The organism is Streptomyces lucensis JCM 4490, from assembly GCF_014650035.1.
In the GTDB taxonomy this organism is placed as follows: domain Bacteria; phylum Actinomycetota; class Actinomycetes; order Streptomycetales; family Streptomycetaceae; genus Streptomyces; species Streptomyces lucensis.
The window spans coordinates 82194-108509 of the sequence record NZ_BMUE01000011.1; the positions used below are offsets into that span (position 1 = coordinate 82194).

Consider the following 26316-nt stretch of genomic DNA (forward strand, 5'->3'; position numbering starts at 1 on the left):
CTGCGCTAGCCGTCGTACGGAACCCAGGCACGCACGCCCGCGCTGTTCGTGCCGTACCAGTAGCGCGGCATTCCCTTGATGCTGGTGGTGTGGAACGGGCGGCCGTGGTCGTCGATGCGGATCGTGCCGGTGCGGCCCTGGGAGGACCAGTCGAGTTCGAGGTACCAGCGGGCGTCGTAGGCCTGGGTGGTCGCGTCGACGAGCAGGACCTCCGGGTCCTCGGCGGAGACCCGGTACGGGAAGTGCGCCGCCGGGATGGTGTGTTCGACGTCCGCGCCGTCCTTCGGGCGGGCGGTGGGGCGGTCCACGTCGAGGTTCACGGTGAAGCGGCCGGGCGTCATGTCGCCGCCGCAGCCCTGGTCCATGGCGTACGCGCGCCCGGCGGCCGGGTTGCCGCGGCTGACGACTCGGACGCGGAGCGCCTCCAGGACCACGGCGGTGGACGACCGCCCCTGCACCGAGATCTGCACCATCGTCTGCCGCCCGTGCGCCGCGCCCTGCGTCGCTGCCCACGCCGCGGCGTCCTGCTGCACCGGCGGCGGAGGCACCTGTGCGGGCGACTTGTCGATGACGTAGTCGTGGCCGCAGCCCTGGTCCCAGACCTGGGAGTCTGCGCTCCAGATGAGGGGCAGGCCGGTGGCCGGTTTCGCGGACGGGGCCGACCCGGCGCCCGTGGGGGACGGGGTGGAGGTCTTCCGCCGGGGACCGGGTGTCTTGGAGCTCCGGGAGGGTGAGGGGGATGCGGTGGCCGACGGTTGCGCCGAGCGGCCGGGTGAGCCGAGGGCGGTCGTCCGCGGGCCCGCGGTGCGGGAGGCGTCCGGTTCGGAGGGGTGGTCGTCCGACAGGGCGGACGTGCTGCCCAGGGCGGCGAGCAACGCGCAGGTGACGGCGGTGGGCGCCAGGACCCGCTTGCGGCGGTACCAGGGGCGGGGAGCGGGGGAGGGGGCGAGCCGAATCGGCTCCCGTTCGTCCTCCGGTGCGGGGTCGTGCGGGCCCCTGTCGTCCGGTGCGGGGTCGTGCGGGGCCGCATCGTTCGGAGCGGTCCCGTGCGCGGCGGTCCCGTGCGGGGCGGCGTCACCCGGGGTGCCGTCCCCCGGGCTCCCCGCGGGGCCGCTCTTCTCGGTGAGAGACCCGTCCGCCTCCGCCTCCGCCGCCTCCGCCGCCACCGCCGCCTCCGCCGGACCGGCCGTACGGGTCCGCTGCCGGGCCGCCAACGCCGCCAGCCACAGCCGGTGCAGTTCCAGCCGCTCCGCCGGTGTCGCCTCGCAGAAGGCCGCCAGCCGTTCCACGGGCGCGAAGTCCTGCGGCACCGCCTCGCCGGCGCAGTACCGGTGCAGCGTCGAGGTGTTCATGTTGAGGCGGCGGGCCAGGGAGCCGTAGCTCCGGTCCGTGCGGTCCTTCAGCCGGCGCAGCAGCGCCGCGAACTCCTCGACATCGTCCTGAGTCGACACCGTTCCCCCGTCGTCCACCGCGAATCCGTATCCCAGGCGCTCATATACCTGCACGTCAGATGGGCTGGGATGGTTCCACCATCGCCAACCGGGCGGCAGCCGTTGCGCCCGGCTCCGGTGACCGCCGATGCTCTAGGTGTCGCACCGACCAGGACCGGAACCTCCAACCGGCGTCGGGCGGCGTCCGACACGTGTGCACCGCGCTCACGCAGTGCTCACCGCGTCCACCGCACGCATCGTATTCACCGCACTCGTTCACGGGGGGACACCCATGCCCAAGCACGCCCGAGCAGGCGCGCTCCTCGCAGTCGCCGTCACGGGTCTGACCGTGGCGCTCGCCGGGCCGGCCGGCGCCGCCGCGAAGACGCCCGGCTTCCTCGCGGCCGGGGACCTGCCGCCGCATCCCGCCTCGGCCTGGACGGCCGGCAAGGTAACCGCCGGGGTGCCGGGGGAGACGGCCGGGGACGCCTGTCTCCGGGCGCTGCCGGGCCACAAGCCGGCCTGGCACCGCGACTTCCGCACCGACCTCGACACGAACGCCCGGCAGATCACGCTGGTCCTGCGCGACACCCGTTCGGCGAAGCAGCTGACCTCGCGGCTGGACAAGGACATCAAGTCCTGCGCGGCGCGCATCGAGCGGCAGCACCCGGACACCGAGGCCACCGGCAAGGACTACGGACAGCTGCCCGTCGAGGAGGGCGCCCACGTCTACGGCGTCCACACCGAGACCTCCCACGGGGCCGACGACGTCCGCCTGCTGTCGGTCGGCCGGGACGGGCGCACCGTCACGGTCGTGAACTGGGCGCAGCTCGGCGGCTTCGAGGGTGCCCCGGTGAAGGCCTTCAAGAAGACGACCACCAAGGCCGTGAACAAGCTCCACTAGCGGGGCCGCTCGGGGCCGCCCTCCCGCCACGGGGGTCGGAAGGGCGGCCCGGCACCGGCCACCACGACAGCACGACCCGATCGATCGACCACCCGATCACCCGATCACCCGAAAACAGGGGGAACAGACATGAACAGCAAGACCCGCATCGCCCTCACCGCCGGCGTCCTCGCCGTCGCCCTCGGCCTCGGCGCCGGTGTTCAGGCCTCCGCCGGGACCCCGCGCAGCGTCAGCGGCAAGCCGTCCGACAACATCACCCGCATCGCCGACTTCTACGGCGCCTACATCGACGCGGTGACCGACGAGGACAGCGGCAACCTCGGCACGGCCCTGCGCAGCCACTACCTCACCCCCGCCTTCCAGAGGGAACTGAACGCCTGGGAGAAGAAGAACCACGCCAACGGCGTCCTGCGCGCCCAGAACGTGCCGCTCGCCTGGAAGGTCACCGACAACGGCACCACCGACCACACCGAGGCCGTCATCACGCTCACCTGGGGGAAGTCCAGCACCACCAAGCTGGTCGTCGACATGACCCGCGGCAGCCACAAGATCTTCCACATCGGGGAGAAGGGCATCGGCAGGAAGTGACGGCCGCCATGTGGCCGACTGCTGTCCCGCTCGGAAGAACCGGGCGACTGAGCATATGAGGAACAAGGTCGCTCGACAGCGGCCGTTCAAGGCCCCCACCTGCGGTTATCCGCGGGTGGGGGCCTTCGCGCGGGCAGGTGCGGAGTGGATCTGTGCCCACGGCCACAGCGGACGGGGCGCGCGGAGGCGCATACTGAGCCATGACCAAGCCTGCTGCGCCGAAGCGTCACCTGCCCACCAGCCCCTTCAAGGCCCCGGTCGCACCGGTTCCCAAGCACTTCGCCGTGGGTGACCAGGTCACGCACGACGTGTACGGCCTCGGCCGGGTGATCGGCATCGAGGACGGAGTCGCGGCGCTCGTCGATTTCGGCTCGGCGCAGATGCGGATCTTGAGCCCGTACGCCAAGATGACCAAGCTGTAGGACCGTTGTGCCCGGTCACGGCACACCCAGGCCCCCATGAGGGGCCTGCAACGAAAGAGAGTCCCCCCATCGATACGACGTCGCTGTTCTCCGCCCTGGAAGGGCAACCCCGCCGCTCCGCCGCGGCATCGCCGCCTCCGGCGACCAACCCCTTCCAGGCCCCCGACTTCGGGGACGACGAGACCTACCCCTTCGAGGACGCACAGGAGCCCGCCGCGGGCACACGTGCGGCACGGTCCAGGGCGGCCTAGCCCCGGACCCAACGCGGCTTGGCCACAATGCCGGTGACTTAGCCCCAGACCCAACGCGGCTCAGCCCCAGACCCCGACGCGGCCTGGTCCCGAGCCCAAGGCGGCCCGGCCTCACGCGCAGGAGTCGTGGCAGCGGCCGGTTCAGGAAGGCCGGCCGGGGCCGTAGCGCACGGCCAGCAGGGCCACGTCGTCGTCGTTGTCCGGTGGGCGCGCCCGCGCCAGCAACTGGTCGGTGAAGTCTTCCAGGGGGCGGTGGGCCAATGCCGCGGCGTGCCGGCGCAGGTGTTCCAGGCCCTCGTCCAGGGTGTGGCCCGGGGACTCGATGAGGCCGTCCGTGTAGAGGACCAGGGTCGCCTCGGGCGGCAGCTCCGCCGTCGCGTCGGGACGGACCTTCTCGGGCGTGACGCCCAGGAGGATCCCGTGGCCGTCGGTCAGATAGCGGGCCACGCCCTCCCGGGTGACCAGCAGCGGAGGTGGATGGCCCGCGTTGGTCCAGGACAGCTCGCACTGGCCGGCGGCGTTCTCACTCATGCGGGCGAAGACCAGCGTGGCCATGGAGACCTCGGTGATGTCCAGCGTCGCCTGGTCGAGCCATTCCACGATCTTGCTCGGCGGCTTCTGCTGGGACACGGCGTACGCCCGGAGCATGTTGCGCAACTGGGCCATGCCGGCCGCGGCGTCCAGGTCGTGGCCGACGACGTCACCGATGGCGAGGGCGGTGGCGCCGTCCGTCAGGGTGAACGCGTCGTACCAGTCGCCGCCGACCTCGGAGGCGTCCGGCGCGGGCAGGTAGCGGGCAGTCATGCTGCGGCCGGGCGTCCGGGGGAGCGTCGGCAGCAGATGGCGCTGCATGGTCTCGGCCACCTGGCGCTGGCGCTGGTAGAGGCGGGCGTTCTCCAGGGCGAGGCTGGCGCGCCGGGCGATGTCCTCCAGCAGGGCGGTGTCGGTCGCGGTGAAGTGATCGGGCTGGTCGGCGCGGCCGAGGGTGAGCGCACCCATGACGCCGTGCAGGCTGCGGAGGGGGACGATGACGGCCGAGTGCATGCCGGTCGTCTCGAACAGGCGCCGCTGCTCCACCGCGATGCCGGAGTCGGGCGGGCCCTGGTAGGTCTCGGGGCCGGCGAAGGAGGACGCGACGCCGCGCAGGGCGCGGGACAGGGGCATCGAGGACTCCTGCGGCACCGGCGGCATGGGCCCCTGGAGATCGTCCCGGAACAGTACGGTGCCGCCTTCAGCATGGGCGACGGCGAAGCGCGACACTTCGTCCCGCTGGCTGATCAGGTCGATGACGGCCCAGTCGGCGATGCGGGGCACCACGAGGGTGATCAGGCGGCGCAGCGCCTCGTGGATGTCCAGGGTGGAGGTGAGCAGGGTGGTCGTCTCGGCGAGCAGAGCCAGCCGTTCCATTTCGGAGAGCCGTCCGTCGGCCGGTGGCCGCTGGGCGGGACGCCCGGGGCGTCCCGCGGAGTGGAAGAGGACGAGCGTGACTGACGGGCGGACACCGGTGTCGCAGGGGGTGGCCAGCCAAGCCACCGGCAACAGTGTGCCGTCTCCCCGCTCGAGCCACTCGTCCTCACCCTGCTCCGTGCGTCCGCCGAGGACGCTCTGCCGCATCCGGCACTGGGCCCTCGGTACGGGTTCCCCCCAGCCGTTGCGGTGCAGCAGGTCGTGGGCGTCTCGGCCGACCAGATCGGAGGCGGGGCGGTCCAGGAGTTGTTCGCCGCGCGTGTTGACGGCGACGATCAAGCCCTGATCGTCCGCCAGGAAGGCACCCGTGCCGAGGGCGTCGAGGGCCCTGGCAACTGCTTCGTGCGGACTTTCCGTGGCCGTCATCGCTGCCTCCCGTCACCGGGGAATCATCGCGCCCCTCCCTCCGGTACGGGTTCCCTTGGGGCAGGGGAACCCACGCGGCGGGCAGGAGCCACACGATTCCGGCCGCTGAGGTTCGACGCCCGTCGTCACAGCGGCCGGATCCGGGCGCGCAAGAGGCAGAACTCGTTGCCCTCCGGGTCGGCCAGGACGTGCCAGTCCTCCTTGCCGGTCTGGCCCACGTCGGCGGGCCTGGCGCCCAGGGCGAGCAGTCGTCGCAGTTCGGCGTCCTGGTCGCGGTCGGTGGCGTTGACGTCGATGTGCAGCGGGAGCTTCCCCGGGCGCGGGTCCGTGCCGGGGCTGAGGACCAGGGTCGGCTGCGGGCCGCCGAAGCCGGTGTCGGGCGGCCCGATCTCGATGCTTCCGTCGTCCTCCCTGCCGAGCTCGACGTAACCGAGGACCCCGCTCCAGAACGCGGCCAGCCGTTCGGGGTCGGCGGCGTCCAGGACCAACTCGCTGATGCGGCATGCCATGCCCGGAATCGTACGGAGGACCCCCGACGCGCGCAGTTAGATTCCGTGGGCTGGGAACTCGGTGTGGCGACGGGATACTGAGAGACCATGACTGCTGATCACGCGTCACGCCGGGGGTGATGACCATGCCGCCGGAGGAGCCCCGGCCGCCGGCCGGCGGTGGTGTGCCTCCCGACGCCGAACCACGGCTGTGGGTCGGTGAGACGCTGGCCGCCGCCGCGCGCGACGCGGGGGATCCGCAGCGGGTCCCGGGCGCACTGTGCGAGGCGTGCCTGCGGCTGCTGCCGGTCAACGGCTCCTCGGTGTCCATCTCCGGCGGCAAGGGCGTCAGCGTCACCTGGTGTGCCAGCGACCGGGTCGCCGCCCGGCTGGCCGAGCTGCAGTACACCGTGGGCGACGGCCCCTGCCACACCGCTCTCGACCGGGGCGCCCCCGTCCTCGCGGTCGACCTCAGCCAGGGCGGCGACGCCCACCGCTGGCCGATCTTCGCGAGCGAGGCCGTGGCCCTCGGCGTCCGCGCCGTGTTCTCCCTGCCGCTCGGCGTCAGCGGCGCCGCGATCGGCACGCTCGACCTGTACAGCGAGCGCGTGGGCGGGCTCACGGAGCCTGACATGCGGACCGCCCTGTGGGTGCGGGACGCGGTCACCTACGCGCTGGTCGGCCTCCAGAGCAGCGACCCCGTCGGCGGGGAGGACGGTGCGGAGGACGGGGTAGCGTCCTGGATGGCGGCCTCCGAGGCCGACCACACCGAGGTCTACCAGGCCGTCGGCATGGTGATGGTGCAGCTGGACGTGGACCCCGAGCAGGCGCTGGACCGGATGCGGGGCCGCGCCTACGCCGAGGGCCGCACGGTCAGCCAGCTCGCCCGGGACGTCCTGGCCCGCAAGCTCCGCTTCGACGGGGACGCGGACGGCCGGGGCGGCGCCGGCCGCGGTGGTGGGAGCCTCGCCGGGGGGTGGCAGCTCGGAGCGGGCGGCCGGGACGTCGATGACGAGGGAAGGGACGGTGAACGGTGATGGGCCGTGAACAGCAGCTCGCGGAGGTGCTCGTCGGGCTGGCCGACTCCCTGGCCGACGACATCGACCCGGTGGTTCTCGTCGAGCGTCTCGCAGACAGCTGCGTCCGCCTCACCGGCGCGGACGCGGTCGGCGTCATGGTGGCCTCCTCCCGCGGCGATCTGCGCCCGCTGGCCGTCACGGACGAGCAGGCCGCCTTCCTGGAGTTCTTCCAGCTCCAGGCCGACGAGGGCCCCTGCCTGGACTGCTTCCGCGAGGGGCGCCGGATCGACGTCCCGGACCTGGAGGGCAGCCGCGACCGGTGGCCCGAGGTCGCCCCGTACGCGATCCGGCACGGCTACGGCTCCCTGCACGGTCTGCCCCTGCGCGTGCACCGGCAGACCGTCGGTGCGGTCAACCTCCTGCTGCACGGCACGGGCGGCCTGTCCCCGATCGACCTGGAGCTGGCCCAGGCGCTCGCCGACGTCACCGCCGTCGCCCTGGTCAACTGGAACCCGGAGCCACTGCGGCCGAGCGACGTCAGCAACCGCGTCCAGGCGGCACTCGCCGCCAAGGCGGCCGTCGACATCGCCACCGGGATGCTCGCGCAGGCCGGGGACCTCACCATGCCCGCGGCCCGCGCCGCCCTGCACGACTACGCCGGCCGTCGTCACCAGCGCCTCGTCGACGTCGCCCACGCCCTGGTCCGGCGCTCCCTGACCCCGGACGGCGTCCTCCACGCCCACGACGCCCACGACGTCCACGACGTCCACGACGCCCACGACGCCCGTGACGTCCACGACGGCTGATGGACGGGCGGGTCCGGCCTCGGCCCGACGCGCCCGTGGACACAGGACTACGCTGAAAAGTGCCGGGACCGTGTCGCGCCGGGTCCAGTGAGACCCACGCGTCGCGCGGTCTGCCGATCCAGGGAGTCCGGTCATGCGGCACTTCTCCTGTGAGACCGTGGCCGACCTGGCCCTCCCCGGGCCGGCCGGGGGCCGGTTGACGCTCCTTGCCCTGCACGGTGTCGTGGACGCCGCGGTCCGTGACGACCTGACCGCAGCGCTCGCCGTGCCGGGGTCCGCGGAGTTGGTGGTGGACCTGAGCGGGCTGCGCTGGCTGTCACCCGACGGCGCCGGCATCCTGGTCGGCATCGGGGAGACGGGCGCCCGGCAGGGCCGCGTCCTGCGCCTCGCCGCCTGCCCGCCGCAGGCCGCCGCCGTACTCGCCCGTGCCCGCGCGGGCCGGGCCCCGCCCGAGCAGTACCCGTCGGTGGCCGACGCGCTCGCCGCGGTGATCGCCGCCGCGGTGGACGCGCCCCCCGGGCCCCTCGCCCCCACCGCCGCCGACAGCGCGACCCGCTACCTGCGCACCGACGCCCTGTGGATGCGGCACGCCGTGCGCGGCCGCTCCCTGACCGGCCGGGCGCAGGGGATGCTCATGGAGCGCTACGGCCTCCGCGACCGGGCCGGTGTCCGCGCCCTGCTCCTTTCCGTCGCCCGCGGCCACGGACTCGGCGCCGTCGAGCTGGCGGCGGCCCTCGCACGGACACCGCCGCCGCGGCCCGGTGAGGCGTGGTTCCCGGGCCAGGACCACTGCGCCCCGCCCGCCGTCCGCTTCGTCACCGCGCCGTGCGAGCGGCCGCCGTCGTTGCCGGCCTTCCTCGACGCCCTCCGGGACGCGGTCCGCGGGATCACGCACACGGACATGGTCGACGTGCAGTTGATCGACGTCAGTGACAACACGCTGCGGCTGGAGTCCCACTGCGGGCTGTCCGCGCAGTTCGTGCGCTTCTTCGCGGTGATCGACGACAGCGGCACCGCCTGCGGTCAGGCGGCCCGCAAGAGCGAACGGGTCGTGGTCGACGACGTGGCGACGGCCCCCGTCTTCGACGAACCCTCGCGGGCCGTGATGCTCGCGGACCACAGCCGCTCCGTGCAGTGCACGCCCATCCCGGGGCCCGCCGGCCGCCCGCAGGGCATGTTCTCCACCCACCACTCCCAGCCCGGCCACAGCTACACCGGTGCCGAACTCACCGCTCTGGACACCGTCGCCGAGGAGGCGGGGGAGTGGCTGGAGTGGCACCGGACGAGCACGCTCCAGGACGCCCTGGAGGACCTGCACCGACGCGCGCTCGCGCAGAGCCCGTGACCGGGCGGGTACGGCACGCCGCTCAGACCGCCAGCGGTACCGGATGCACCTCGTCCGCGCGGTGCCCGGCGCGCTCGTGTATGCGCTGGACGGCCTCGGCCGAAGGGGCTTCGGAGAGGCAGTAGACGATGCCCGAGTCCGGGTCCGCCCAGGCGTTCTCGAAGTGCACGTCCTCTTCCCCTTCGATCGCCAGGTCGGCCCGGTGGGCCTCCATCAGCTGGTCGGCCGTGATGCCCTTCATCCCGTGGTGGACGTCCATGAACCTGGCCATGACTCGCACCTCCGCCTTCTTCTCGGTCTCCTTCCATGCTGCGCCCCGGCACCTGCAGGGGCATCCGGATACCGGTACGACGAGGGGCCGGTGCGCGTCAGGTTCACACCGGCCCCTCGCCCGGACAGTCGGAGCAGCCGTACCGTCAGCCGCACTGGCAGGGGCCGCCCGACTGGCACCCGCAGCCGCAACCCGATCCGCAGCCGCACGCGCCGACCAGCGGCAGGCTCCTGATCTCGGCGGGCTGCTCGGTCTCGCGCTCCTGCGTGGGGTCGGGCGTGGTGCTCGGGGATTCGGCCATGGGACCCTCCTGGACGCTGGGGCGGGGATGCCCTCGCCCATTGCATGCCCGTTCCCGTGGGCGCATCAACGGCGCACGGAGGCGCCCACGGAACCCGCTCGGCCCCCCCCCGGGCGCCGGGTGCCGCGCCACCCCCGAGGCTCAAGCCTCAGCCACCCGGCTCCAGCCACCCGAGCTCAGGCATCAGGGCCTCAGGCACCCGGCTCCAGCCACCCGGGCTCAGGCATCAGGGCCTCAGCCACCCGACCCCGGCCACCCGGGCCTCAGCCCCAGCGCTCCAGCCCCGAGCCCCGGCAGGGCCTACGCGCCCTCCACTCCCGTCACCGGCTGGATGTCCTGCTGCAGCTCGTCCGCGTGTTCTCCCGTGACCAGGTAGACGACGCGCTTGGCGACGGCCACGGCGTGGTCGGCGTACCGCTCGTAGTAACGGCCGAGCAGGGTCACGTCCACGGCGGTCTCGATGCCGTGCTTCCAGCGCTCGTCGATCAGGTGCTGGAAGAGGGTGCGGTGGAGCAGGTCCATCTCGTCGTCGTCCTGCTCCAGCTGGAGCGCGAGGTCGACGTCCTTGGTGATGATCACCTCGGCGGCCTTGGCCATCAGGCGCTGGGCGAGCTGGCCCATCTCCAGGATGGTGGCGTGCAGGTCCTGTGGGACCGCCCGCTCCGGGAAGCGCAGCCGGGCCAGCTTCGCCACGTGCTGGGCGAGGTCGCCGGAGCGCTCCAGGTCGGCGGACATCCGCAGCGACGTGACGACGATGCGCAGGTCCGTCGCCACCGGCTGCTGCCGGGCGAGCAGGGCTATGGCCCGCGCCTCCAGGTCGTGCTGCAGCTCGTCGACCTTCTGGTCGGCCTCGATCACGCTCTCGGCCAGCTTGAGGTCGGCGTCGAGGATGGCGGTCGTGGCGCGCCCGATCGCCGACCCGACCAGCCGGGCCATCTCCACCAGTCCGTCGCCGATCGAGTCCAGTTCCTCGTGGTACGCGTCCCGCATCAGGTTCCCTCTCCTACGTGTGTTCCGGGGCCGCGGGGACCGTGACGCCTCGCGCCCGCGTCCGTGGCGACACCGGCGGTGCGAACCCCCCACGATCCCCACGCTCCCACGTTCTGCCCCGTACGCGTCTGTTTCCGCCACCCCAAATGAACCACCACTGGCTCCAAGGTGAACTCTGGGCGACGAGTGTTCGAGGTCGCACCTCGACGGCTGTGGTCACGTCGCGCGCCATGCCTAACCTTGAGGCATGGACGTGAACGCGGCGGTCGCCGCAGCGGCAGCGATCGCCGGGGTGCTCACCGGTGTCATCGCCATGCTGGCGTTCCGCTGGAGCGAACGCGACCAGAAGCGACCGACCAGGACTTCCTTGCATACCGATGCCGTACTCCCGCCCGGCGTGGACACCGTGCTGTCCGTGCTCCGCTCCTCGGCCGTCGTCCTCGACGAGGCCGACGCCGTCGTCAAGGCCAGCTCCGCCGCGTACGCCCTCGGGCTCGTCCGCGGCGGCAAGCTCTCGGTCGAGCCGATGCTGCAGATGGCCCGGGACACCAGACGGGACGGCGAGATACGCCAGGTCGAACTGGACCTGCCCCGGCGGGGCACCGGACGCGGCGAAGCCCTCGCCGTGTCCGCCCGGGTGGCCCCGCTCGGCTCCCGCCTGGTCCTGCTGCTGGTCGAGGACCTGACCGAGGCCCGCAGGATCGAGGCCGTGCGGCGCGACTTCGTGGCGAACGTGAGCCACGAGCTGAAGACGCCCGTCGGCGCGCTCTCCCTGCTCTCCGAGGCCGTCATGGACGCCTCCGACGACCCCGAGGCCGTGCAGCGCTTCGCCGGCCGCATGCAGATCGAGGCGACCCGCCTGACCAACCTGGTCCAGGAGCTGATCGACCTCTCCCGGGTCCAGAACGACGACCCCCTCGAGGACGCCGAGCCCGTCCGGGTCGACGAGCTGGTCGCCGAGGCCATCGACCGCTGCCGCCACCAGGCGGGCACGAAGCAGATCACGATGGCCACAGGGGGCGCCGCGGACCTGCACGTGTGGGGCAACCGGGGCCAGCTGGCCGCCGCCCTCGGCAACCTGGTCGAGAACGCCGTCAACTACTCCCCGGCCCGCACCCGCGTCGGCATCGCCGCCCGGCGGATCAGCGCCCCCGGCGGCGACCTGATCGAGCTCGCGGTCACGGACCAGGGCATCGGCATCTCCGACAAGGACAAGGAGCGCATCTTCGAGCGCTTCTACCGCGTGGACCCGGCCCGTTCCCGGGCGACCGGCGGCACCGGTCTGGGTCTCGCGATCGTGAAACACGTGGTCGCCTCGCACGGCGGGGAGGTCACGGTGTGGAGCGCCGAAGGCCAGGGCTCCACCTTCACCCTCAGGCTGCCGGAGGCGGGCGCGGCCCGCGACCGCGCACAGCAGCACCCCGACCTCGACGACGAGGCCGGCGCCACCGAGTCGTCACCGTACGAACCGCTTCCCGCCCCGGAGGTCCTTCCGTGACCCGAGTGCTCGTCGTCGAGGACGAGGAGTCCTTCTCCGACGCCCTGTCGTACATGCTCCGTAAGGAGGGCTTCGAGGTCGCAGTGGCGGCCACCGGCCCTGACGGGCTCGACGAGTTCGAGCGCAACGGCGCCGACCTCGTCCTCCTCGACCTGATGCTGCCGGGGCTGCCCGGTACCGAGGTGTGCCGCCAGCTGCGCGGGCGTTCCAACGTCCCCGTGATCATGGTGACCGCCAAGGACAGCGAGATCGACAAGGTGGTCGGTCTCGAGATAGGGGCCGACGACTACGTCACCAAGCCGTTCTCCTCCCGGGAGCTGGTCGCCCGCATCCGGGCGGTGCTGCGCCGCCGCGGCGAACCGGAGGAGGTCGCCCCGGCAGCGCTGGAGGCCGGCCCGGTGCGCATGGACGTCGACCGCCACGTGGTGACGGTCTCCGGCTCCAAGGTCGACCTCCCGCTGAAGGAGTTCGACCTGCTGGAGATGCTCCTGCGCAACGCGGGCCGCGTGCTGACCCGTATGCAGCTCATCGACCGGGTCTGGGGCGCCGACTACGTGGGCGACACCAAGACCCTCGACGTCCACGTCAAGCGCCTGCGCGCCAAGATCGAGCCGGACCCGGGGGCGCCGCGCTACCTGGTGACGGTCCGCGGACTGGGCTACAAGTTCGAGCCGTAGGCCGTAGGCCGTAGGGCGGCGCCCACCGGGCGAACGGCGAAGGGCGGCACCCCGGCCGGGGTGCCGCCCTTCGCGCGGGTACGGCTGGTCACTCGGCGGTGGCCGACTCCGAGGCCGAGTCGCTCGGGGTGGCGGCCGCGCCGGAGGCGCCGGTCGACGGGGTCGCCTTGCCGTGCTTCGCCGGCTTGCCGCTGCCGGACGCGCTCGCGCCCGGGGCGCCGGTGGCGGTCGCCGCGGCGGAGGCGGACGGGATCTCGCTCGGGCCCCACTCGCCGAAGTAGCCGGTGGCCGGGACGACGAAGGCGTTCAGGCTCACCGCGCCGGTCTTGCTGAAGGTGAAGGTGACCTTCTGGGCGTTGCCGTCCTGCACGGCCTCACGGCCGCTGGGCAGCACCGCGGAGGCGTTGTCCTTGCCGCCGATGACCAGCGAGCCGTGGGCCGGGACCGTCAGGCTCTGGCCCTTGGCGGGCTTCAGCTGGACGGAGTGGCCGCCGTTGACGGTGATCGACTGGAGGGTCTGGTCGCTGCTCCCCCCGTTGAACAGGGTCGCGGAGACCGCGGCCGGACCCGTCGACTTCAGGTCGGGCTGCGTGATGACCGTGGCGTTCTGGACCTGGATGTCGCCCACCTTGGTCGCCGCGTTGTCCGGCTTGATCTGCAGGGTCTGGGCGTCGTTGCCGGAGCCGCACGCTGCGAGCGAGGCGACCGAGAAGGCGATGGCGGCGGCGGCGAGGGCGCCGCGTCGAAGGCTGCTGCTCACGGCGGCGGCAACTCCTTGAACGCGCGGGCGGCTCCCTTATAAAGCCACCCTAAGTGTCTGTCAGCGGCCTTAGGTTACCGAGCCGTTCCCACGCCACCGCACCCGACCCTCCCCCAAGCCCCCGGCTTCCCTCCGGGTGGGGGTACTCCGCGCAGGCGCGGGGCGCTTCCCCGCCGTACTCTCCCGGCACTTTGCGTGCTGCTCGTCCAGCATTCACATAAGGCGGCGGCAGCCGCTCTCACGGATTTTCCGTGAAGGAATGCGGGCCACCTCCGATATTGATCACGGGCCGCCCTTCCGCACCCGGTGATCAATTCCGGATTCGTCTCACATCCGCCTCCGGTCACCGAACGGAGTAGCGGAAGTCGCACGCTTGGAACCGGACATATCGGGATGTTCAGCCACTTGGAGTGGGCTCGCGAAGTGTGTAACGTACGCGTTTCGACCTGCCCGGAGAGCCCCTCCGACCTGCGAATACCCGCTTCCGCAGACCTCCCGCAGCACGTTCCGGTTGCTGTTGTCAAGCCCCGAGATATGCCCTGACCTGCGAAAACGCCATTCAGAAGACGCCGTATCCGTGTTACCCTGGATAGCCACGGAAGGGGTACCTGTCACATGACGTTCAAGGTTGGCGACACCGTGGTCTATCCCCATCACGGGGCCGCGCTGATCGAGGCTATCGAAACTCGCCAGATCAAAGGCGTGGACAAGACCTACTTGGTGCTGAAGGTCGCCCAGGGTGACCTGACGGTACGTGTGCCAGCGGACAATGCGGAGTTCGTCGGCGTGCGTGATGTGGTCGGTCAGGACGGGCTGGACCGAGTCTTCGAGGTGCTGCGCGCACCTTACGCCGAGGAGCCCACGAACTGGTCCCGTCGCTACAAGGCGAACCTGGAGAAGCTCGCCTCCGGTGATGTCATCAAGGTCGCGGAAGTCGTGCGTGACCTGTGGCGTCGCGAGCGCGAGCGCGGACTCTCCGCCGGTGAGAAGCGCATGCTCGCCAAGGCCCGCCAGATCCTCGTGAGCGAGCTGGCTCTCGCCGAGAACACGAACGAGGACAAGGCCGAAGCCCTGCTCGACGAGGTGCTCGCCTCCTGACGCGCCGCGGCGGCGATCCCTCGCCTGCTGCCCGCTCAGCGCAGTGAAATGCCGCGGTGCCCGATGACACTGATCGTGTCGCCGGGCGCTGCGGCATGTTCGTCCCCGGATGTCCCGGGTCGTTCCCCGGGTACCCGGGACACGCCGGGAACATGTCCTCCCGTACGTCCTCCCCGCAGGAGCCGCGGCCGCGCGGCCCCGGCGAAGCCCGGCACGCCGCGCGCCGACGGGCGGAACCTGCGGAAACCTGCCGTACATCGCGGGGGAAGCCCCCGATACTTGACGTGCCGGGCCCGGGCAGCCGACTCGACCGGGGTCACGGAAGGGTCCGGTCAAGGCGTCGCGCCCGGCACTCCTCCAGGCCATACCCACGTAGGTCGAGCACACAAACCTGACAGGAACCGATGTCTGACGAATCGCGCCCCTCGCCCGCGCAGAGCCCCGTCGCCGCCGTGATTCCCGCCGCCGGCCGCGGCGTACGCCTCGGTCCGGGTGCCCCCAAGGCGCTGCGCGCGCTGAACGGCACGCCCATGCTCATCCACGCGGTCCGCGCGCTCGCCGCGTCCCGCCACGTCTCCCTGGTGATCGTCGTCGCCCCGCCCGACGGCGCCGGCGAGGTCAAGTCGCTGCTCGACGCGCACGCGCTCCCGGAGCGCACCGACTTCCTCGTCGTCCCCGGCGGGGAGTCCCGCCAGGAGTCGGTCCGGCTCGGCCTGGACGCCCTGCCGCCCGAGTACGGCGTCGTCCTGGTCCATGACGCGGCCCGCCCGCTCGTCCCCGTCGACACGGTGGACGCCGTCATCGAGGCCGTGCGCGACGGCGCCCCCGCCGTCGTCCCCGCACTGCCCCTCGCCGACACCGTCAAGGAGGTCGAACCGGCCACGGTCCCCGGCGACCCGGAGCCGGTCGTCGCCACGCCGGACCGCGCGCGGCTGCGCGCGGTGCAGACGCCCCAGGGCTTCGACCGCGCGACCCTGGTGCGCGCCCACGCGGACGTCACCGACGACGTCACCGACGACGCGAGCATGGTGGAGCGGCTCGGACTGACGGTCGTCGCCGTGCCCGGCCACGAGGAGGCCTTCAAGGTCACCCGCCCCCTCGACCTGGTCCTCGCCGAGGCGGTCCTGGCCCGCAGGAGGCTCAACGATGGCTTCTGAGCAGCCGCAGCCGCAGTTCCCGTTGCCGTTGCCGCAGGTGGGCATCGGCACCGACATCCACGCCTTCGAGGAAGGGCGCGAGCTGTGGTGCGCCGGCCTGAAGTGGGAGGGGCAGGGGCCGGGCCTGGCCGGGCACTCCGACGCGGACGTCGTCGCCCACGCCGCCTGCAACGCCCTCTTCTCCGCCGCCGGGCTCGGTGACCTCGGGCAGCACTTCGGCACCGGACGTCCCGAGTGGTCCGGCGCCTCCGGCGTCACCCTGCTCACCGAGGCCGCGCGGATCGTGCGCGAGGCCGGCTACACCGTCGGCAACGTCGCCGTGCAGGTCGTCGGCCCCCGTCCGAAGATCGGCAAGCGCCGGGACGAGGCGCAGAAGATCCTCTCCGAGGCGGCCGGCGCCCCGGTCTCGGTCTCGGGTGCGACCACGGACGGCCTCGGCTTCCCCGGCCGCGACGAGGGGCTGATGGCGGTGGCCACGGCGCTGGTGGTCCGGACGGGCTGACGGCGCCGCCACACGGGTTGCCGCACCGTGCCGCGCGGTGCCGGTGCGTCAGGGGCGTGCGAGGGTAACCGGGAAGTCGTCCGAGTCACCACTGGCGAAGGCTTTCCGGAGGCACCCATGACCGCCGCCCTGTCCGACCGGCTCAAGTCCCTGCTCGACGGCAAGGTGTTCATCCTCGTCGGCACCGTCCAGCCCGACGGCAGCCCGCAGATGTCCCCGGTCTGGGTGAAACGCGACGGCGAGGACATCCTCTTCTCCACGACGGTGGACCGCCGCAAGAAGAAGAACCTGGACCGCGACCCCCGCGTCTCGGTCGTCGTGGTGGACCCGGACCAGCCCTACGAGTACGCCGAGATCCGCGGCACCGCGGAGATGACGACCGAGGGCGGCCAGGAGCTGATCGACGAGCTGAGCCGGAAGTACACCGGCAAGGACTACGCCGACTTCAACCCGGCCGCCGGTCAGGACGCCGAGCGGGTGGTCGTCCGGATCGCGCCGCGGAAGGTCGTCGGCAGGCTGTGACGGGGGCCGGGGGCCGCGGGCGGGCGGGGTGAGGCCGTCACGGGCGCTTGTGAGCGGCGCGCTTCCGTGGCGGAAGGCGCATGGCACTGCCCGGAGCCCACTACCCTGGAGAGGTGACTATTCGCCTGTACGACACCAACGCCCGGCAGATCCGTGACTTCACCCCGCTCAAGCCGGGTTGCGTCTCGATCTACCTCTGTGGTGCCACCGTGCAGGCGGCACCCCACATCGGGCACATCCGCTCGGGCCTCAACTTCGACATCATGCGCCGCTGGTTCGAATACCGCGGCTACGAGGTGACGTTCGTCCGCAACGTCACCGACATCGACGACAAGATCATCGCCAAGGCCGGGGAGCAGAACCGGCCCTGGTGGTCGATCGGCTACGAGAACGAGCGCGCCTTCAACGACGGCTACAGCGCCCTCGGCTGCCTGCCGCCCACCTACGAGCCCCGCGCCACCGGCCACGTCACCGAGATGGTCGAGATGATGCAGGGCCTCATCGAGCGCGGGCACGCCTACGCGGCCGACGGCAACGTGTACTTCGACGTGCGGTCCTTCCCGCGCTACCTGGAGCTGTCCCGGCAGGAGCTGGACAACCTGCTCCAGCCGTCCGGCGAGGGCGAGACCGGCAAGCGGGACGCGCGTGACTTCGCCATGTGGAAGGCGGCCAAGCCCGGCGAGCCCACCTGGCCGACCCCCTGGGGTCCCGGCCGGCCCGGCTGGCACCTGGAGTGCTCGGCGATGGCCCACAAGTACCTGGGCAGCGCCTTCGACATCCACGGCGGCGGCCTCGACCTGATCTTCCCGCACCACGAGAACGAGATCGCCCAGGCCAAGGCCTACGGCGACGACTTCGCGCAGTACTGGGTGCACAACGCCTGGGTGACCATGGCCGGCGACAAGATGTCCAAGTCGCTCGGCAACAGCGTGCTGGTCAGCGAGATGGTCAAGCAGTGGCGGCCGGTCGTGCTGCGCTACTACCTCGGCACCCCGCACTACCGCTCGATGATCGAGTACAGCGAGGAGGCGCTGCGCGAGGCCGAGTCCGCGTACGCGCGGATCGAGGGCTTCGTCCAGCGGGTCACCGAGCTGGCCGGGAAGACCGTCGAGCCGGCCGCCGAGGTCCCGCCCGCCTTCGCCGAGGCCATGGACGACGACCTGGGCGTCCCGCAGGCCCTGGCCGTCGTGCACACCACGGTCCGGCAGGGCAACAGCGCGCTGGCCGCCGACGACAAGGACGCCGCGGTGGCCCGGCTCGCCGAGGTGCGCGCCATGCTCGGCGTGCTCGGTCTCGACCCGCTCGACGCGCAGTGGTCCGGCGCCCCGACGGGCCGTGGCGAGACCGTGCTCAACGAACGCGTGCACGGCGTGGTCGACAGCCTCGTGCGCCTCGTCCTCGACCAGCGCGAGTCCGCCCGCGCCCGCAAGGACTGGGCCACCGCCGACGCCATCCGCGACCAGCTGGCCCAGGCCGGCCTCGTCATCGAGGACAGCCCCCAGGGACCGCGCTGGAACCTCGGCGGGCGCTGAGCCCGGACCGAGATCGATTGTGCCGCCCGGCCTCCCGGGCGGCACACTGCATAGACGTACGCACACTTTCGCAGAGAACAGGTAGGTCATGGCCGCGAACAACCGCCGCATGTCCGGCAAGAAGGGCGCGCAGGTCGGCAGCGGCGGCAAGCGACGCCGGGGCCTTGAGGGCAAGGGCCCGACCCCGCCCGCCGAGATGCGCAAGGGACACGCCAAGCAGCGCGCCGTCGCGGCCAAGACCCGCCGCGCGCAGGGCCGCCCGCCGCAGCGCCGGGGCGCCGGCCGGTCCGCCTCCGAGCTGGTCGTCGGCCGCAACCCGGTCGTCGAGGCGCTGCGCGAGGGCGTGCCCGCCTCGACCCTCTACGTCCAGCAGTTCATCGACAACGACGAGCGCGTCCGCGAGGCCCTCCAGCTCGCCGCCGAGCGCGGCGGCATCAACCTCATGGAGGCCCCGCGCCCCGAGCTGGACCGCATGACCAACGGCCTGAACCACCAGGGCCTGGTCCTGCAGGTCCCGCCGTACGAGTACGCGCATCCCGAGGACCTCACCGAGGCCGCTCACGACGAGGGCGAGGACCCGCTGATCGTCGCCCTCGACGGCGTCACCGACCCGCGCAACCTCGGCGCGGTCGTCCGCTCCGTCTCCGCGTTCGGCGGCCACGGCGTGCTCGTGCCCGAGCGCCGTTCGGCCGGCATGACGGCCGGTGCCTGGAAGACCTCCGCCGGCACGGCCGCACGCACCCCGGTCGCCCGCGCCACCAACCTCACCCGTGCCCTGGAGGCCTACAAGAAGGCCGGCATCACGGTCGTCGGCCTCGCGGCGGACGGCGAGGTCGCACTCGGCGACCTGGAAGCCCTCGACGGCCCGGTCGTCATCGTCGTCGGCAGCGAGGGCAAGGGCCTGTCCCGCCTGGTCGGCGAGACCTGCGACTTCCGCGTCCGCATCCCCATGCCGGGCGGCGCCGAGTCGCTCAACGCGGGTGTGGCCGCGGGCATCGTGCTGTACGAGGCGGCCCGCCGACGCGACTGAACGCGCGTCCGGTACGTCACCCGTGCGGGGTGATTCCGGCGTCCATGTGGCGTCTGGGGCGGCTTTGACGGGGTCCGGACACATCCGGGCGGTCGGAGCAGTGTCCTAACACCACGTCACTCGGTTAGATGAGTGTGGACACCAGAACACCCCGCACACCCACGGGGGACCGCTCGTCGGGATACGACGACGCTCCCGCGCTGAGCATGGTGAAGGTGCCGAGCGATCCGGCGCAGGTCATCGTCAATCACGCCAGCTTCCGCGTGCAGCTGGGCGCGTCGGCGAGGCGGAGCCAATCCCCTCGGATCGCACGGCATCCGAGCGCCACCCAGGACCCGGCCCGGATGGCTGCCGTGGGCACGGCGGGCGTCGCGGCCGCCGGCCGCCGCCGCCCCGTCGTGTGGAGCGGCAGGTCCGCCCCCGACGACACCGGCGCCCACCGCCTCCTCCAGGCCGTGCGGGGCGGCAGCGTCCGCCACGCCGACGAGCCCGTGGCCGGCGCCACCCGGGTCGTCCCGCGCGTGGGGACCGGATACCCGGACGCCTACGGCACGCTGGACCAGACCGTCGAGACCCCCGTCGTCGGTCACCAGCGCACCGCCGCCGACGCCGACGGAACCCGTCTGCTGCCGCACATGCGCCCGGTCGTCGGCGCCTACGACGAACCCGCGTACCGGGGGCCCGCCTACGGGAACGACGGGTACGCGGAGGACGAGTACGCCGACGACGGTTACGCCGACGACGGGTACGAGCCGTACGACACCGACCCGGACGGCTACGGCACCGACACCCGCGCCCGCGCCCGGCGCAACAGCGACGACCCGGCCCGGCACGCCTACTACCCGGGCCGCCGGATGAACCTCGGATTCGTCCTGCTCCCGCTGCGCCTCTTCCTCGGCTGCATCTCCATCTACGCCGGGATGAGCAAGCTGTGCGACCCGCTCTACTTCGACGGCGGCAAGCGCGGCTCCATGGTCAAGTGGCTCAACACCCTGCACCCCTGGGACGTGGCCGAGCCGCTGCGCCAGTTCGCCCTGCACCACCCGGTCGGCTCCGGCCTGGTCATCGCCTTCCTCCAGGTCGTGGTCGGCGTCCTGACCATCCTCGGCTGCTGGCAGCGCGTGGCCGCGGTGCTCGGCGCCCTGCTCTCGGCCGCCCTGATCGTCACCGTCAGCTGGAAGACGGTCCCGGCCTACGACACCCCCGACATCATCTATCTCGCCGCCTGGTCCCCGCTGATCATCGCCGGCGCCCCGGTCTACTCCGTCGACGGCCGTCTCGCCGGCGGCGCCTGGCGGCGCCTCGGCCCCCGCGCCGACATCTGGGACCTGCGCCGCTTCGTCCTGCGCCGCGGCGCGCTGATCACGTTCGTCACCGTCGGCCTGACCCTGCTCGTCGGCTCCCTGCTGGGCGGCGCGGTCCGCGACTCCGGCCGGGTGATCGTCCCCGGTCCCGGTGACGCCCCGCGCAACAACGTCCCCGGCACCCCGCTGCCGCGGGACCCCGGTGAGGAGGAGAACACCCCGTCCGCCTCCGCCTCGCCGACGGGCGGCGCCACTGCGGGCGCGAGCCCCTCGGGCGCGGCGACGACCCCAAGCGCCACCCGGTCCGCCGGCGGTGCGACCACCGCTCCGAGCCAGACCCAGGGCACCACGGGCCAGGCCCCGCCCCGGCCGTCCTCGCCCACGGGCGGTGTCCCGAGCGCGACGGCCGGTCCCAGCAGCACGGGCGGCACGGGCACCGGCACCGGTGGCCCGGCGACCGGTGGCGGCACGTCCTCGGGCGGCGGCAGCGGCTCCTCCACGGGCCAGCCGGGCCTGGTGGGCGGCCTGCTGGGCTAGCGGCACGGTCGGAACGACGGGCCCCCCGTACCCTCCCGGTACGGCGGGCACGGTCGGAACGCGACAGGGCCCCCGTACCTTTCCCGGTACGGGGGCCCTGTCGTCCGCCTGTGGACGGCTAGCGGCCCAGGGCCGCCAGCTCCTTGGCCGCCTCGCTGAGGTCCTTCGCCGTGTCGATGGCCCGCCAGTAGGCCCCCTGCGGGATGGGGAACCCGGCGAGCTTGCGCTCCCGGGCCAGCCGCGGGAACGTCGTCCGCTCGTGGTCCCCCCGCTCGGGGAGCATCCCGGCGAACTCCGGCGAGAACACGTACACACCGGCGTTGATCTCGAACGTGGACGGTGGCGCCTCGATGAAGTCGGTGATGTGCCCGAACCCGTCGGTCTGCACGGCACCCCAGGGAATCCGCGGACGCGCCAGCGCCAGCGTGGCGACGGCGTCCCGCTCGGTGTGGAAGTCGGCCATGTCCCGCAGGGAGAAGCGGGTCCAGATGTCGCCGTTGGTGGCGTACCAGGGCCGGTCGGGGTGGGGGAGGCGCGCGGCGGCGTACTTGAGGCCGCCGCCGCGGCCGAGGGGCTCGGTCTCCACGACGGTGGTGACGGAGACGGGCAGGTCGGCCGAGTCCAGCCACTTCTGCAGGACCTCGGCGAGGTGGCCGCAGGAGACCACCACGTCCGTGACGCCCTCCTCGGCGAGCCAGGTCAACTGGTGGCCGATGATCGGAGTGCCCGTGCCGGGGATCTCGACCATCGGCTTGGGCCGGTCGTCGGTGTACGGACGCAGTCGGGAGCCCTGGCCACCGGCGAGGATCACGGCTTGGGTGGGGCGCGACGCGGCGTTCGGATGGGTCATGACCGCACTGTACGTGGCGCCCCGCCACCCCTCGCCGGTGGCAGCCGGCTCATGGGACGCCGTCGCCGGCCTCCCGGCCGGTCCTCGCCCGGAAACGGGCGGGTGACGGCGCAGCCGGGCTCAGCTGTGCGCGGCGAGCACGCCCGAGGCGAAGGCCGTGTCGCACACCGGGCGGGCGTACGACTGGGCGCGCGAGGCGCCGTAGATGCGCACCGCGGCCTTGCCGAGGGAGCGGGCGATGGAGGAACAGTGCCGGGCCAGCGAGGGGCGTCCGTTGACGGCCTGCTGGAGGTGCGTGAGGACCACGCCGGGGTCCTTGTGCCGCAGCTCGGTCATCAGGTGGTCGCGGAGCACGTCCTGCGGGGCGTGGGACACCGCCTTGGCGGGAGCCTCCGCGGCGGTGACGTCCGAGGCGGCCAGCACCGAGCCGGAGGGGCTTCCCGTCCAGTTGACCCGGGTGACGGCGAGGGTCCCGGAGAGCACCAGGAAGACGGGCAGGACGAGGGCGAGAGTGCGGCCGATCCGGCGGGCAGGGCCGCCCCGGTGGCCACGTGGCGTCTGAGGGGTGGTGGAGTGCTTCACGCGTGTGAGGGTAGCGTGACGTAATGAATCGGCGACATTGAGTCACCCCTTCGGGGGATGAACTGGCGCCGCTTTCTGGGTAAGGGGTTGACGCGCCGTGCCGTAATCGCTCGCTGTGCCGGGGTATGCCGGAAGTCCCGTGCGACCGAGAAAGGGGCCCCGCGGTGGTCCGCGGAGCCCCTTCCCGGTGATCGGTCGCCCCGGATCCCGGTCGTGCGTCAGTCGGACAGACGTTCGCCCGTGGACGTCGAGAACACGTGGGTCTCGCCCGGTCGCGGCACGACGTGCAGCGTGGAGCCCTTCTCCGGGACGGCGCGGCTGTTGACGCGGACCACGAGGTCCTTGCGCTCGCCGCCGACCTCGACGGTGCCGTAGACGTAGCCGTCGGCGCCGGTCTCCTCGACCACGTTCACCGAGACGGCGAGGCCGGCCGGGGCGTCCTCGGCGTCCTTCGTCAGGGACGCGGCGCCGGCGCCGCCCAGCTCGACGACGTCGAAGTGCTCGGGGCGGACGCCCACGGTCACCGTGCGGTCGCCCTTGTCGGCGGCGGCCTTGAGCGCGTCCCGGTTCACCGGCACCACGCTGTTGCCGAACTTGACACCGCCGTCGGTGATCGGCACCTCGATCAGGTTCATGGCCGGGGAGCCGATGAAGCCGGCGACGAAGACGTTGGCGGGCCTGTCGTACATGTTCCGCGGCGAGTCCACCTGCTGGAGCAGACCGCCCTTGAGCACGGCCACGCGGTCGCCCATCGTCATGGCCTCGACCTGGTCGTGGGTGACGTAGACGGTGGTGATGCCGAGGCGGCGCTGCAGCGACGCGATCTGCGTACGGGTCGACACACGGAGCTTGGCGTCGAGGTTCGACAGCGGCTCGTCGAAGAGGAACACCTGGGGGTCGCGCACGATGGCGCGGCCCATGGCGACACGCTGGCGCTGACCGCCGGAGAGCGCCTTCGGCTTGCGGTCCAGGTACTCGGTGAGGTCCAGCATCTTCGCGGCCTCTTCGACCTTCTGCCGGATGTCCGCCTTGTTGACGCCGGCGATCTTGAGCGCGAAGCCCATGTTGTCGGCGACCGTCATGTGCGGGTAGAGCGCGTAGTTCTGGAACACCATGGCGATGTCCCGGTCCTTGGGCGGCAGGTGCGTGACGTCGCGGTCGCCGATGCGGATCGCGCCGCCGTTGACGTCCTCCAGGCCCGCGAGCATCCGCAGGGAGGTGGACTTGCCGCAACCTGACGGTCCGACGAGGACGAGGAACTCGCCGTCCTCGATCGCGATGTCGAGCTGGTCGACGGCGGGCTTGTCGGAACCCGGGTAGATCCGGGTCGCCTTGTCGAACGTGACAGTGGCCATGGTGAATGGGCCCCCTTCTACCGGCAGGAACGTGCCGGACGATCCGTTGTAGGAAGGTGGTCGGTGCGGTCCGCGAGAGCGGACTGGGTCAGGACGGTACCTGCAGATCACCCGGTCTGTCAGTACCCGGCCCCCTGTGAACTTCGCGGAAACTCTCGACGGGACCGCCCCGGGACGTGGGTACACTGCACACCACGGACGCCGCACACGCGCCCGCGCCTCCTTAGCTCAGCTGGCCAGAGCACCGCTCTTGTAAAGCGAAGGTCGTCGGTTCGAATCCGACAGGGGGCTCTTTCTCTGAGCAGCACGAACGCCCCGAACGATGATCCGTTCGGGGCGTTCGACGTCCACGGGTGACATCGACCGGGGCGGTCACTCACGGTCGACACGGCGCCTGAGCAGGCGGTCCATGTGGCTGATGGCCTCGCGCTGGGTGTCCGACGTCACGTGCGTGTAGACGTCCATGGTGCTGATCTGGCTGTGCCCAAGGATCTCCATCACCACGCGGGGCGCGCCGCCAGCCGCGGTGAGAAGCGTGGCGCAGCCGTGCCGGGCATCGTGCAGACGGATGCGGTGAAGGCCGGCGGCGTCGGTGATGCGAAAGAACGACCGGTTGACGTTCCGGGGGTCGATCGGGCGGTCGTTGCGTGTCGTGAAGACATACGAGGACCGGGAGCACAGGTCGCAGCGTTGATCGATTACACGGGCGCAGGTCAGAGACCCGGCCCTTCACTTCTTCGGCTATTGGGGAGCGACGTGCGCGGAGCGTGGGCGAATACCTGAGTGCGGCTAGACGTGGATCACGGCAGGATGAGCGGATGAAGCAACCACTTGACGTGCCCGAACTCGCTGCCGGTGAGGGTTTCACGCTGCGGCCGTGGCGCATGTCGGACCTTGGCCTGGTCCGTGAAGCGTCAGAGGACGATTACATTCCGTTGATCACGACGGTGCCGGCTCCGTTCTCCGAGGCGGAAGGTGTTGCGTTCGTCGAGCGGCAGTGGGGGCGGGCAACCACCAGGACCGGGTATCCGTTCGTCATCGTCAGCCCTGACGGCGAGCCGGTCGGCAACGTGGGGCTGTGGCTGAAGGACATGGGACAGGGCCGCGCGTCGCTTGGTTACTGGGTCGTCAAGTCGGCACGAGGCCGGGGTGCTGCCGGGACCGCGCTTGAGGCAGTTGTCGGCTGGGCCCGACGAGAACTGTGCATCCCCCGGTTGGAGCTCTACGTGGAGCCGTGGAACAGCGCCTCCTGGCGAACCGCGGAGCGCGTCGGTTTCCAACGCGAGGGCCTGATGAGGAGTTGGCAGCAGGTCGGGACCGAGCGTCGGGACATGTTCATGTACTCGCTGCTGAGCGACGGGCAGTGAGCGGACGACCTCAAGGCCGCGCTCGTCAAGGCTGCGTGCGGCAACTGACACCAGCGGCTGACACCAACAAGCACGCACAGCAGCGGTCGGCACCGGACCTCAGTGGACGATCGACCGAGGCGTAGGCCCGGTTGACCGACGTCGACGGCCCCCTGTGATCGACCTGATAAGGATGAGGCTAGATCGCAAGGTGGGCACGCCTACGGGCGTCGTCTCAACTAACGTGCGACGTCTGCGACTCAACTCGGCCAATGGACTCCACCGACCCGGTTCGACGTGCTAGACACTTGTCATGGATCCGGGGGTAGTAGCGTTGATCGCGGCACTGGCGAGCCTGATCGGTGGACTAGTGGGTGCTCTCATCGCCAAAAGTGCAACATTAGACGCGGCATCAATAAACGCGAAGGCACCCGTCGTCACAAAACGCTACGAGGCCCAGCTTGATGCATACAAGGCCTTTCAGAGCGCACTGGATGTACTTCGGCACTCCCTTACAGCCAATGACTTTGATCGAATTGTTTTCAAGGCGGCCGACCAGGCAGTCCACGACAACATCAATGTGCTCTCGCATCTCGCACCCAAGGACGTGGCCGAGATCGCGGAGAAAATCGGCTGGACGTGCAGGAAGGTCAGACTAAGGGTCCAAGGTGGACGTAGTGCCTCTACTCGGGCACGTAATGCGGAGTGGGAAACCTGGATCCAGCCGCAGCGAAAGGCTCTGAATGCGGCTATCCGTAAGAATCATGCCTAACAGCACGAGTCCGCTTTCGGGCCGTCTGCCAGAGCTACGGATCAGATGCTCCCCGTGCCACAACCGTGCCAGAACCAGCGGGGAACCACGGGGAATGACAGGCGCCGACAGGGCCTGTACCTCACCTCCGCCAGAGTGCTCCTTGC

Annotated in this window: 28 protein-coding genes and 1 tRNA gene; 18 read left to right on the forward strand and 11 right to left on the reverse strand. The window is 71.7% G+C overall.

Annotated elements, in window-relative coordinates:
- Positions 1-5: 5 nt before the first annotated feature.
- Positions 6-1451: a helix-turn-helix domain-containing protein gene (locus IE177_RS23790; protein ID WP_229816236.1), complete on the reverse strand. Its 1446-nt coding sequence runs from the start codon at positions 1449-1451 to the stop codon at positions 6-8.
- Positions 1452-1722: 271 nt separating this feature from the next.
- Between IE177_RS23790 and IE177_RS23795 the strand changes: the two genes are divergently transcribed.
- From IE177_RS23795 to IE177_RS23805, 3 genes are all read left to right on the forward strand, one after another.
- Positions 1723-2334, forward strand: coding sequence for a hypothetical protein (locus IE177_RS23795; RefSeq protein ID WP_190017438.1), 612 nt, complete (start codon positions 1723-1725; stop codon positions 2332-2334).
- Between the two features lie 129 nt (positions 2335-2463).
- Positions 2464-2922 (forward strand): hypothetical protein, encoded by a 459-nt coding sequence (locus IE177_RS23800; protein WP_190017439.1) that lies wholly within the window; start codon positions 2464-2466, stop codon positions 2920-2922.
- Positions 2923-3122: 200 nt separating this feature from the next.
- A complete protein-coding gene (locus IE177_RS23805; protein WP_190017440.1) occupies positions 3123-3344 on the forward strand; it encodes a hypothetical protein in 222 nt (73 codons plus the stop codon).
- A gap of 392 nt (positions 3345-3736) precedes the next feature.
- Here IE177_RS23805 and IE177_RS23810 read toward each other — a convergent pair whose 3' ends face one another.
- Both IE177_RS23810 and IE177_RS23815 read right to left on the reverse strand, forming a co-directional pair.
- Positions 3737-5428, reverse strand: a complete 1692-nt coding sequence (locus IE177_RS23810; RefSeq protein ID WP_190017441.1) for a SpoIIE family protein phosphatase — start codon at positions 5426-5428, stop codon at positions 3737-3739.
- A gap of 125 nt (positions 5429-5553) precedes the next feature.
- Complete coding sequence (locus IE177_RS23815) at positions 5554-5937, reverse strand: VOC family protein (protein ID WP_190017442.1); 384 nt, start codon at positions 5935-5937, stop codon at positions 5554-5556.
- Positions 5938-6056: 119 nt separating this feature from the next.
- Here IE177_RS23815 and IE177_RS23820 point away from each other — a divergent pair, with 119 nt between their 5' ends.
- From IE177_RS23820 to IE177_RS23830, 3 genes are all read left to right on the forward strand, one after another.
- Positions 6057-6953, forward strand: coding sequence for a GAF and ANTAR domain-containing protein (locus tag IE177_RS23820; RefSeq protein ID WP_229816237.1), 897 nt, complete (start codon positions 6057-6059; stop codon positions 6951-6953).
- Positions 6953-7741, forward strand: a complete 789-nt coding sequence (locus tag IE177_RS23825) for a GAF and ANTAR domain-containing protein (protein ID WP_190017443.1) — start codon at positions 6953-6955, stop codon at positions 7739-7741. The genes IE177_RS23820 and IE177_RS23825 overlap by 1 nt, the downstream gene beginning before the upstream one ends.
- 133 nt (positions 7742-7874) lie before the next feature.
- Entirely contained in the window at positions 7875-9086 is a 1212-nt protein-coding gene (locus IE177_RS23830; RefSeq protein ID WP_190017444.1) for a GAF domain-containing protein, read from the forward strand.
- 22 nt (positions 9087-9108) lie between these two features.
- On the opposite strand, the gene IE177_RS23835 is transcribed toward IE177_RS23830, so the two are convergent.
- The 3 genes from IE177_RS23835 to phoU form a co-directional block, all read right to left on the reverse strand.
- Positions 9109-9357, reverse strand: coding sequence for an SCO4226 family nickel-binding protein (locus IE177_RS23835; protein ID WP_190017445.1), 249 nt, complete (start codon positions 9355-9357; stop codon positions 9109-9111).
- 145 nt (positions 9358-9502) lie between these two features.
- Positions 9503-9658 (reverse strand): hypothetical protein, encoded by a 156-nt coding sequence (locus IE177_RS23840; RefSeq protein WP_190017446.1) that lies wholly within the window; start codon positions 9656-9658, stop codon positions 9503-9505.
- 300 nt (positions 9659-9958) lie between these two features.
- Positions 9959-10648 (reverse strand): phosphate signaling complex protein PhoU, encoded by a 690-nt coding sequence (gene phoU / locus IE177_RS23845; RefSeq protein ID WP_190017447.1) that lies wholly within the window; start codon positions 10646-10648, stop codon positions 9959-9961.
- A 247-nt stretch (positions 10649-10895) separates the two neighbouring features.
- Between phoU and phoR the strand changes: the two genes are divergently transcribed.
- Positions 10896-12146 (forward strand): two-component system sensor histidine kinase PhoR, encoded by a 1251-nt coding sequence (gene phoR / locus IE177_RS23850; protein ID WP_190017448.1) that lies wholly within the window; start codon positions 10896-10898, stop codon positions 12144-12146.
- Positions 12147-12151: 5 nt separating this feature from the next.
- Positions 12152-12823, forward strand: coding sequence for a two-component system response regulator PhoP (gene phoP, locus IE177_RS23855; protein ID WP_467163958.1), 672 nt, complete (start codon positions 12152-12154; stop codon positions 12821-12823).
- An 88-nt stretch (positions 12824-12911) separates the two neighbouring features.
- Here phoP and IE177_RS23860 read toward each other — a convergent pair whose 3' ends face one another.
- Positions 12912-13583 carry a copper chaperone PCu(A)C domain-containing protein gene (locus tag IE177_RS23860; RefSeq protein ID WP_190017449.1) on the reverse strand — a complete coding sequence of 224 codons (672 nt, stop codon included), beginning with the start codon at positions 13581-13583 and terminating at the stop codon, positions 12912-12914.
- 615 nt (positions 13584-14198) lie between these two features.
- Between IE177_RS23860 and IE177_RS23865 the strand changes: the two genes are divergently transcribed.
- From IE177_RS23865 to IE177_RS23895, 7 genes are all read left to right on the forward strand, one after another.
- Positions 14199-14681: a CarD family transcriptional regulator gene (locus IE177_RS23865; RefSeq protein ID WP_003953493.1), complete on the forward strand. Its 483-nt coding sequence runs from the start codon at positions 14199-14201 to the stop codon at positions 14679-14681.
- A 404-nt stretch (positions 14682-15085) separates the two neighbouring features.
- The gene (gene ispD, locus IE177_RS23870) at positions 15086-15838 is read left to right on the forward strand and encodes a 2-C-methyl-D-erythritol 4-phosphate cytidylyltransferase (protein ID WP_190017450.1); all 753 of its coding nucleotides are present in this window, start codon (positions 15086-15088) and stop codon (positions 15836-15838) included.
- The gene (ispF, locus tag IE177_RS23875) at positions 15828-16340 is read left to right on the forward strand and encodes a 2-C-methyl-D-erythritol 2,4-cyclodiphosphate synthase (RefSeq protein ID WP_190017451.1); all 513 of its coding nucleotides are present in this window, start codon (positions 15828-15830) and stop codon (positions 16338-16340) included. Before ispD ends, ispF begins: the two co-directional genes overlap by 11 nt.
- A 117-nt stretch (positions 16341-16457) precedes the next feature.
- Positions 16458-16862: a PPOX class F420-dependent oxidoreductase gene (locus IE177_RS23880; protein ID WP_190017452.1), complete on the forward strand. Its 405-nt coding sequence runs from the start codon at positions 16458-16460 to the stop codon at positions 16860-16862.
- A 113-nt stretch (positions 16863-16975) separates the two neighbouring features.
- Positions 16976-18394 (forward strand): cysteine--tRNA ligase, encoded by a 1419-nt coding sequence (gene cysS / locus IE177_RS23885; protein WP_190017453.1) that lies wholly within the window; start codon positions 16976-16978, stop codon positions 18392-18394.
- Between the two features lie 88 nt (positions 18395-18482).
- The gene (gene rlmB, locus IE177_RS23890; RefSeq protein WP_190017454.1) at positions 18483-19424 is read left to right on the forward strand and encodes a 23S rRNA (guanosine(2251)-2'-O)-methyltransferase RlmB; all 942 of its coding nucleotides are present in this window, start codon (positions 18483-18485) and stop codon (positions 19422-19424) included.
- Positions 19425-19552: 128 nt separating this feature from the next.
- The gene (locus IE177_RS23895; protein ID WP_190017455.1) at positions 19553-21265 is read left to right on the forward strand and encodes a DoxX family protein; all 1713 of its coding nucleotides are present in this window, start codon (positions 19553-19555) and stop codon (positions 21263-21265) included.
- A gap of 118 nt (positions 21266-21383) precedes the next feature.
- Here the strand turns inward: IE177_RS23895 and IE177_RS23900 are convergent, their stop codons facing one another.
- The 3 genes from IE177_RS23900 to IE177_RS23910 form a co-directional block, all read right to left on the reverse strand.
- A complete protein-coding gene (locus IE177_RS23900) occupies positions 21384-22115 on the reverse strand; it encodes a nucleotidyltransferase family protein (RefSeq protein WP_190017456.1) in 732 nt (243 codons plus the stop codon).
- Positions 22116-22235: 120 nt separating this feature from the next.
- A complete protein-coding gene (locus IE177_RS23905) occupies positions 22236-22697 on the reverse strand; it encodes a hypothetical protein (protein WP_190017457.1) in 462 nt (153 codons plus the stop codon).
- A gap of 218 nt (positions 22698-22915) precedes the next feature.
- Entirely contained in the window at positions 22916-24052 is a 1137-nt protein-coding gene (locus IE177_RS23910) for an ABC transporter ATP-binding protein (protein WP_190017458.1), read from the reverse strand.
- A gap of 217 nt (positions 24053-24269) precedes the next feature.
- On the opposite strand from IE177_RS23910, the gene IE177_RS23915 reads away from it, so the two are divergent.
- A tRNA-Thr gene (locus tag IE177_RS23915) sits at positions 24270-24343 on the forward strand.
- 81 nt (positions 24344-24424) lie between these two features.
- Here the strand turns inward: IE177_RS23915 and IE177_RS23920 are convergent.
- Positions 24425-24769, reverse strand: a complete 345-nt coding sequence (locus tag IE177_RS23920) for a tyrosine-type recombinase/integrase (protein ID WP_268253181.1) — start codon at positions 24767-24769, stop codon at positions 24425-24427.
- 101 nt (positions 24770-24870) lie between these two features.
- On the opposite strand from IE177_RS23920, the gene IE177_RS23925 reads away from it, so the two are divergent.
- Together IE177_RS23925 and IE177_RS23930 are read left to right on the forward strand one after the other, a co-directional pair.
- Positions 24871-25419 carry a GNAT family N-acetyltransferase gene (locus IE177_RS23925; RefSeq protein WP_190017459.1) on the forward strand — a complete coding sequence of 183 codons (549 nt, stop codon included), beginning with the start codon at positions 24871-24873 and terminating at the stop codon, positions 25417-25419.
- 292 nt (positions 25420-25711) lie between these two features.
- Positions 25712-26170, forward strand: a complete 459-nt coding sequence (locus IE177_RS23930) for a hypothetical protein (protein WP_190017460.1) — start codon at positions 25712-25714, stop codon at positions 26168-26170.
- The last annotated feature ends 146 nt before the right edge of the window (positions 26171-26316 follow it).

Bases quoted from the DNA above. Each gene is read 5' to 3' on its own strand.
- IE177_RS23930 (WP_190017460.1), top strand. From the start codon at position 25,712: ATGGATCCGGGGGTAGTAGCGTTGATCGCGGCACTGGCGAGCCTGATC.
- phoU (WP_190017447.1), bottom strand. From the start codon at position 10,648: ATGCGGGACGCGTACCACGAGGAACTGGACTCGATCGGCGACGGACTG.
- IE177_RS23825 (WP_190017443.1), top strand. From the start codon at position 6,953: ATGGGCCGTGAACAGCAGCTCGCGGAGGTGCTCGTCGGGCTGGCCGAC.
- IE177_RS23880 (WP_190017452.1), top strand. From the start codon at position 16,458: ATGACCGCCGCCCTGTCCGACCGGCTCAAGTCCCTGCTCGACGGCAAG.
- IE177_RS23800 (WP_190017439.1), top strand. From the start codon at position 2,464: ATGAACAGCAAGACCCGCATCGCCCTCACCGCCGGCGTCCTCGCCGTC.
- ispD (WP_190017450.1), top strand. From the start codon at position 15,086: ATGTCTGACGAATCGCGCCCCTCGCCCGCGCAGAGCCCCGTCGCCGCC.
- IE177_RS23805 (WP_190017440.1), top strand. From the start codon at position 3,123: ATGACCAAGCCTGCTGCGCCGAAGCGTCACCTGCCCACCAGCCCCTTC.
- IE177_RS23830 (WP_190017444.1), top strand. From the start codon at position 7,875: ATGCGGCACTTCTCCTGTGAGACCGTGGCCGACCTGGCCCTCCCCGGG.
- IE177_RS23840 (WP_190017446.1), bottom strand. From the start codon at position 9,658: ATGGCCGAATCCCCGAGCACCACGCCCGACCCCACGCAGGAGCGCGAG.
- ispF (WP_190017451.1), top strand. From the start codon at position 15,828: ATGGCTTCTGAGCAGCCGCAGCCGCAGTTCCCGTTGCCGTTGCCGCAG.
- IE177_RS23795 (WP_190017438.1), top strand. From the start codon at position 1,723: ATGCCCAAGCACGCCCGAGCAGGCGCGCTCCTCGCAGTCGCCGTCACG.
- IE177_RS23925 (WP_190017459.1), top strand. From the start codon at position 24,871: ATGAAGCAACCACTTGACGTGCCCGAACTCGCTGCCGGTGAGGGTTTC.
- IE177_RS23835 (WP_190017445.1), bottom strand. From the start codon at position 9,357: ATGGCCAGGTTCATGGACGTCCACCACGGGATGAAGGGCATCACGGCC.
- IE177_RS23815 (WP_190017442.1), bottom strand. From the start codon at position 5,937: ATGGCATGCCGCATCAGCGAGTTGGTCCTGGACGCCGCCGACCCCGAA.
- rlmB (WP_190017454.1), top strand. From the start codon at position 18,483: ATGGCCGCGAACAACCGCCGCATGTCCGGCAAGAAGGGCGCGCAGGTC.
- IE177_RS23820 (WP_229816237.1), top strand. From the start codon at position 6,057: ATGACCATGCCGCCGGAGGAGCCCCGGCCGCCGGCCGGCGGTGGTGTG.
- IE177_RS23900 (WP_190017456.1), bottom strand. From the start codon at position 22,115: ATGACCCATCCGAACGCCGCGTCGCGCCCCACCCAAGCCGTGATCCTC.
- IE177_RS23865 (WP_003953493.1), top strand. From the start codon at position 14,199: ATGACGTTCAAGGTTGGCGACACCGTGGTCTATCCCCATCACGGGGCC.
- IE177_RS23810 (WP_190017441.1), bottom strand. From the start codon at position 5,428: ATGACGGCCACGGAAAGTCCGCACGAAGCAGTTGCCAGGGCCCTCGAC.
- IE177_RS23910 (WP_190017458.1), bottom strand. From the start codon at position 24,052: ATGGCCACTGTCACGTTCGACAAGGCGACCCGGATCTACCCGGGTTCC.
- phoR (WP_190017448.1), top strand. From the start codon at position 10,896: ATGGACGTGAACGCGGCGGTCGCCGCAGCGGCAGCGATCGCCGGGGTG.
- IE177_RS23895 (WP_190017455.1), top strand. From the start codon at position 19,553: ATGAGTGTGGACACCAGAACACCCCGCACACCCACGGGGGACCGCTCG.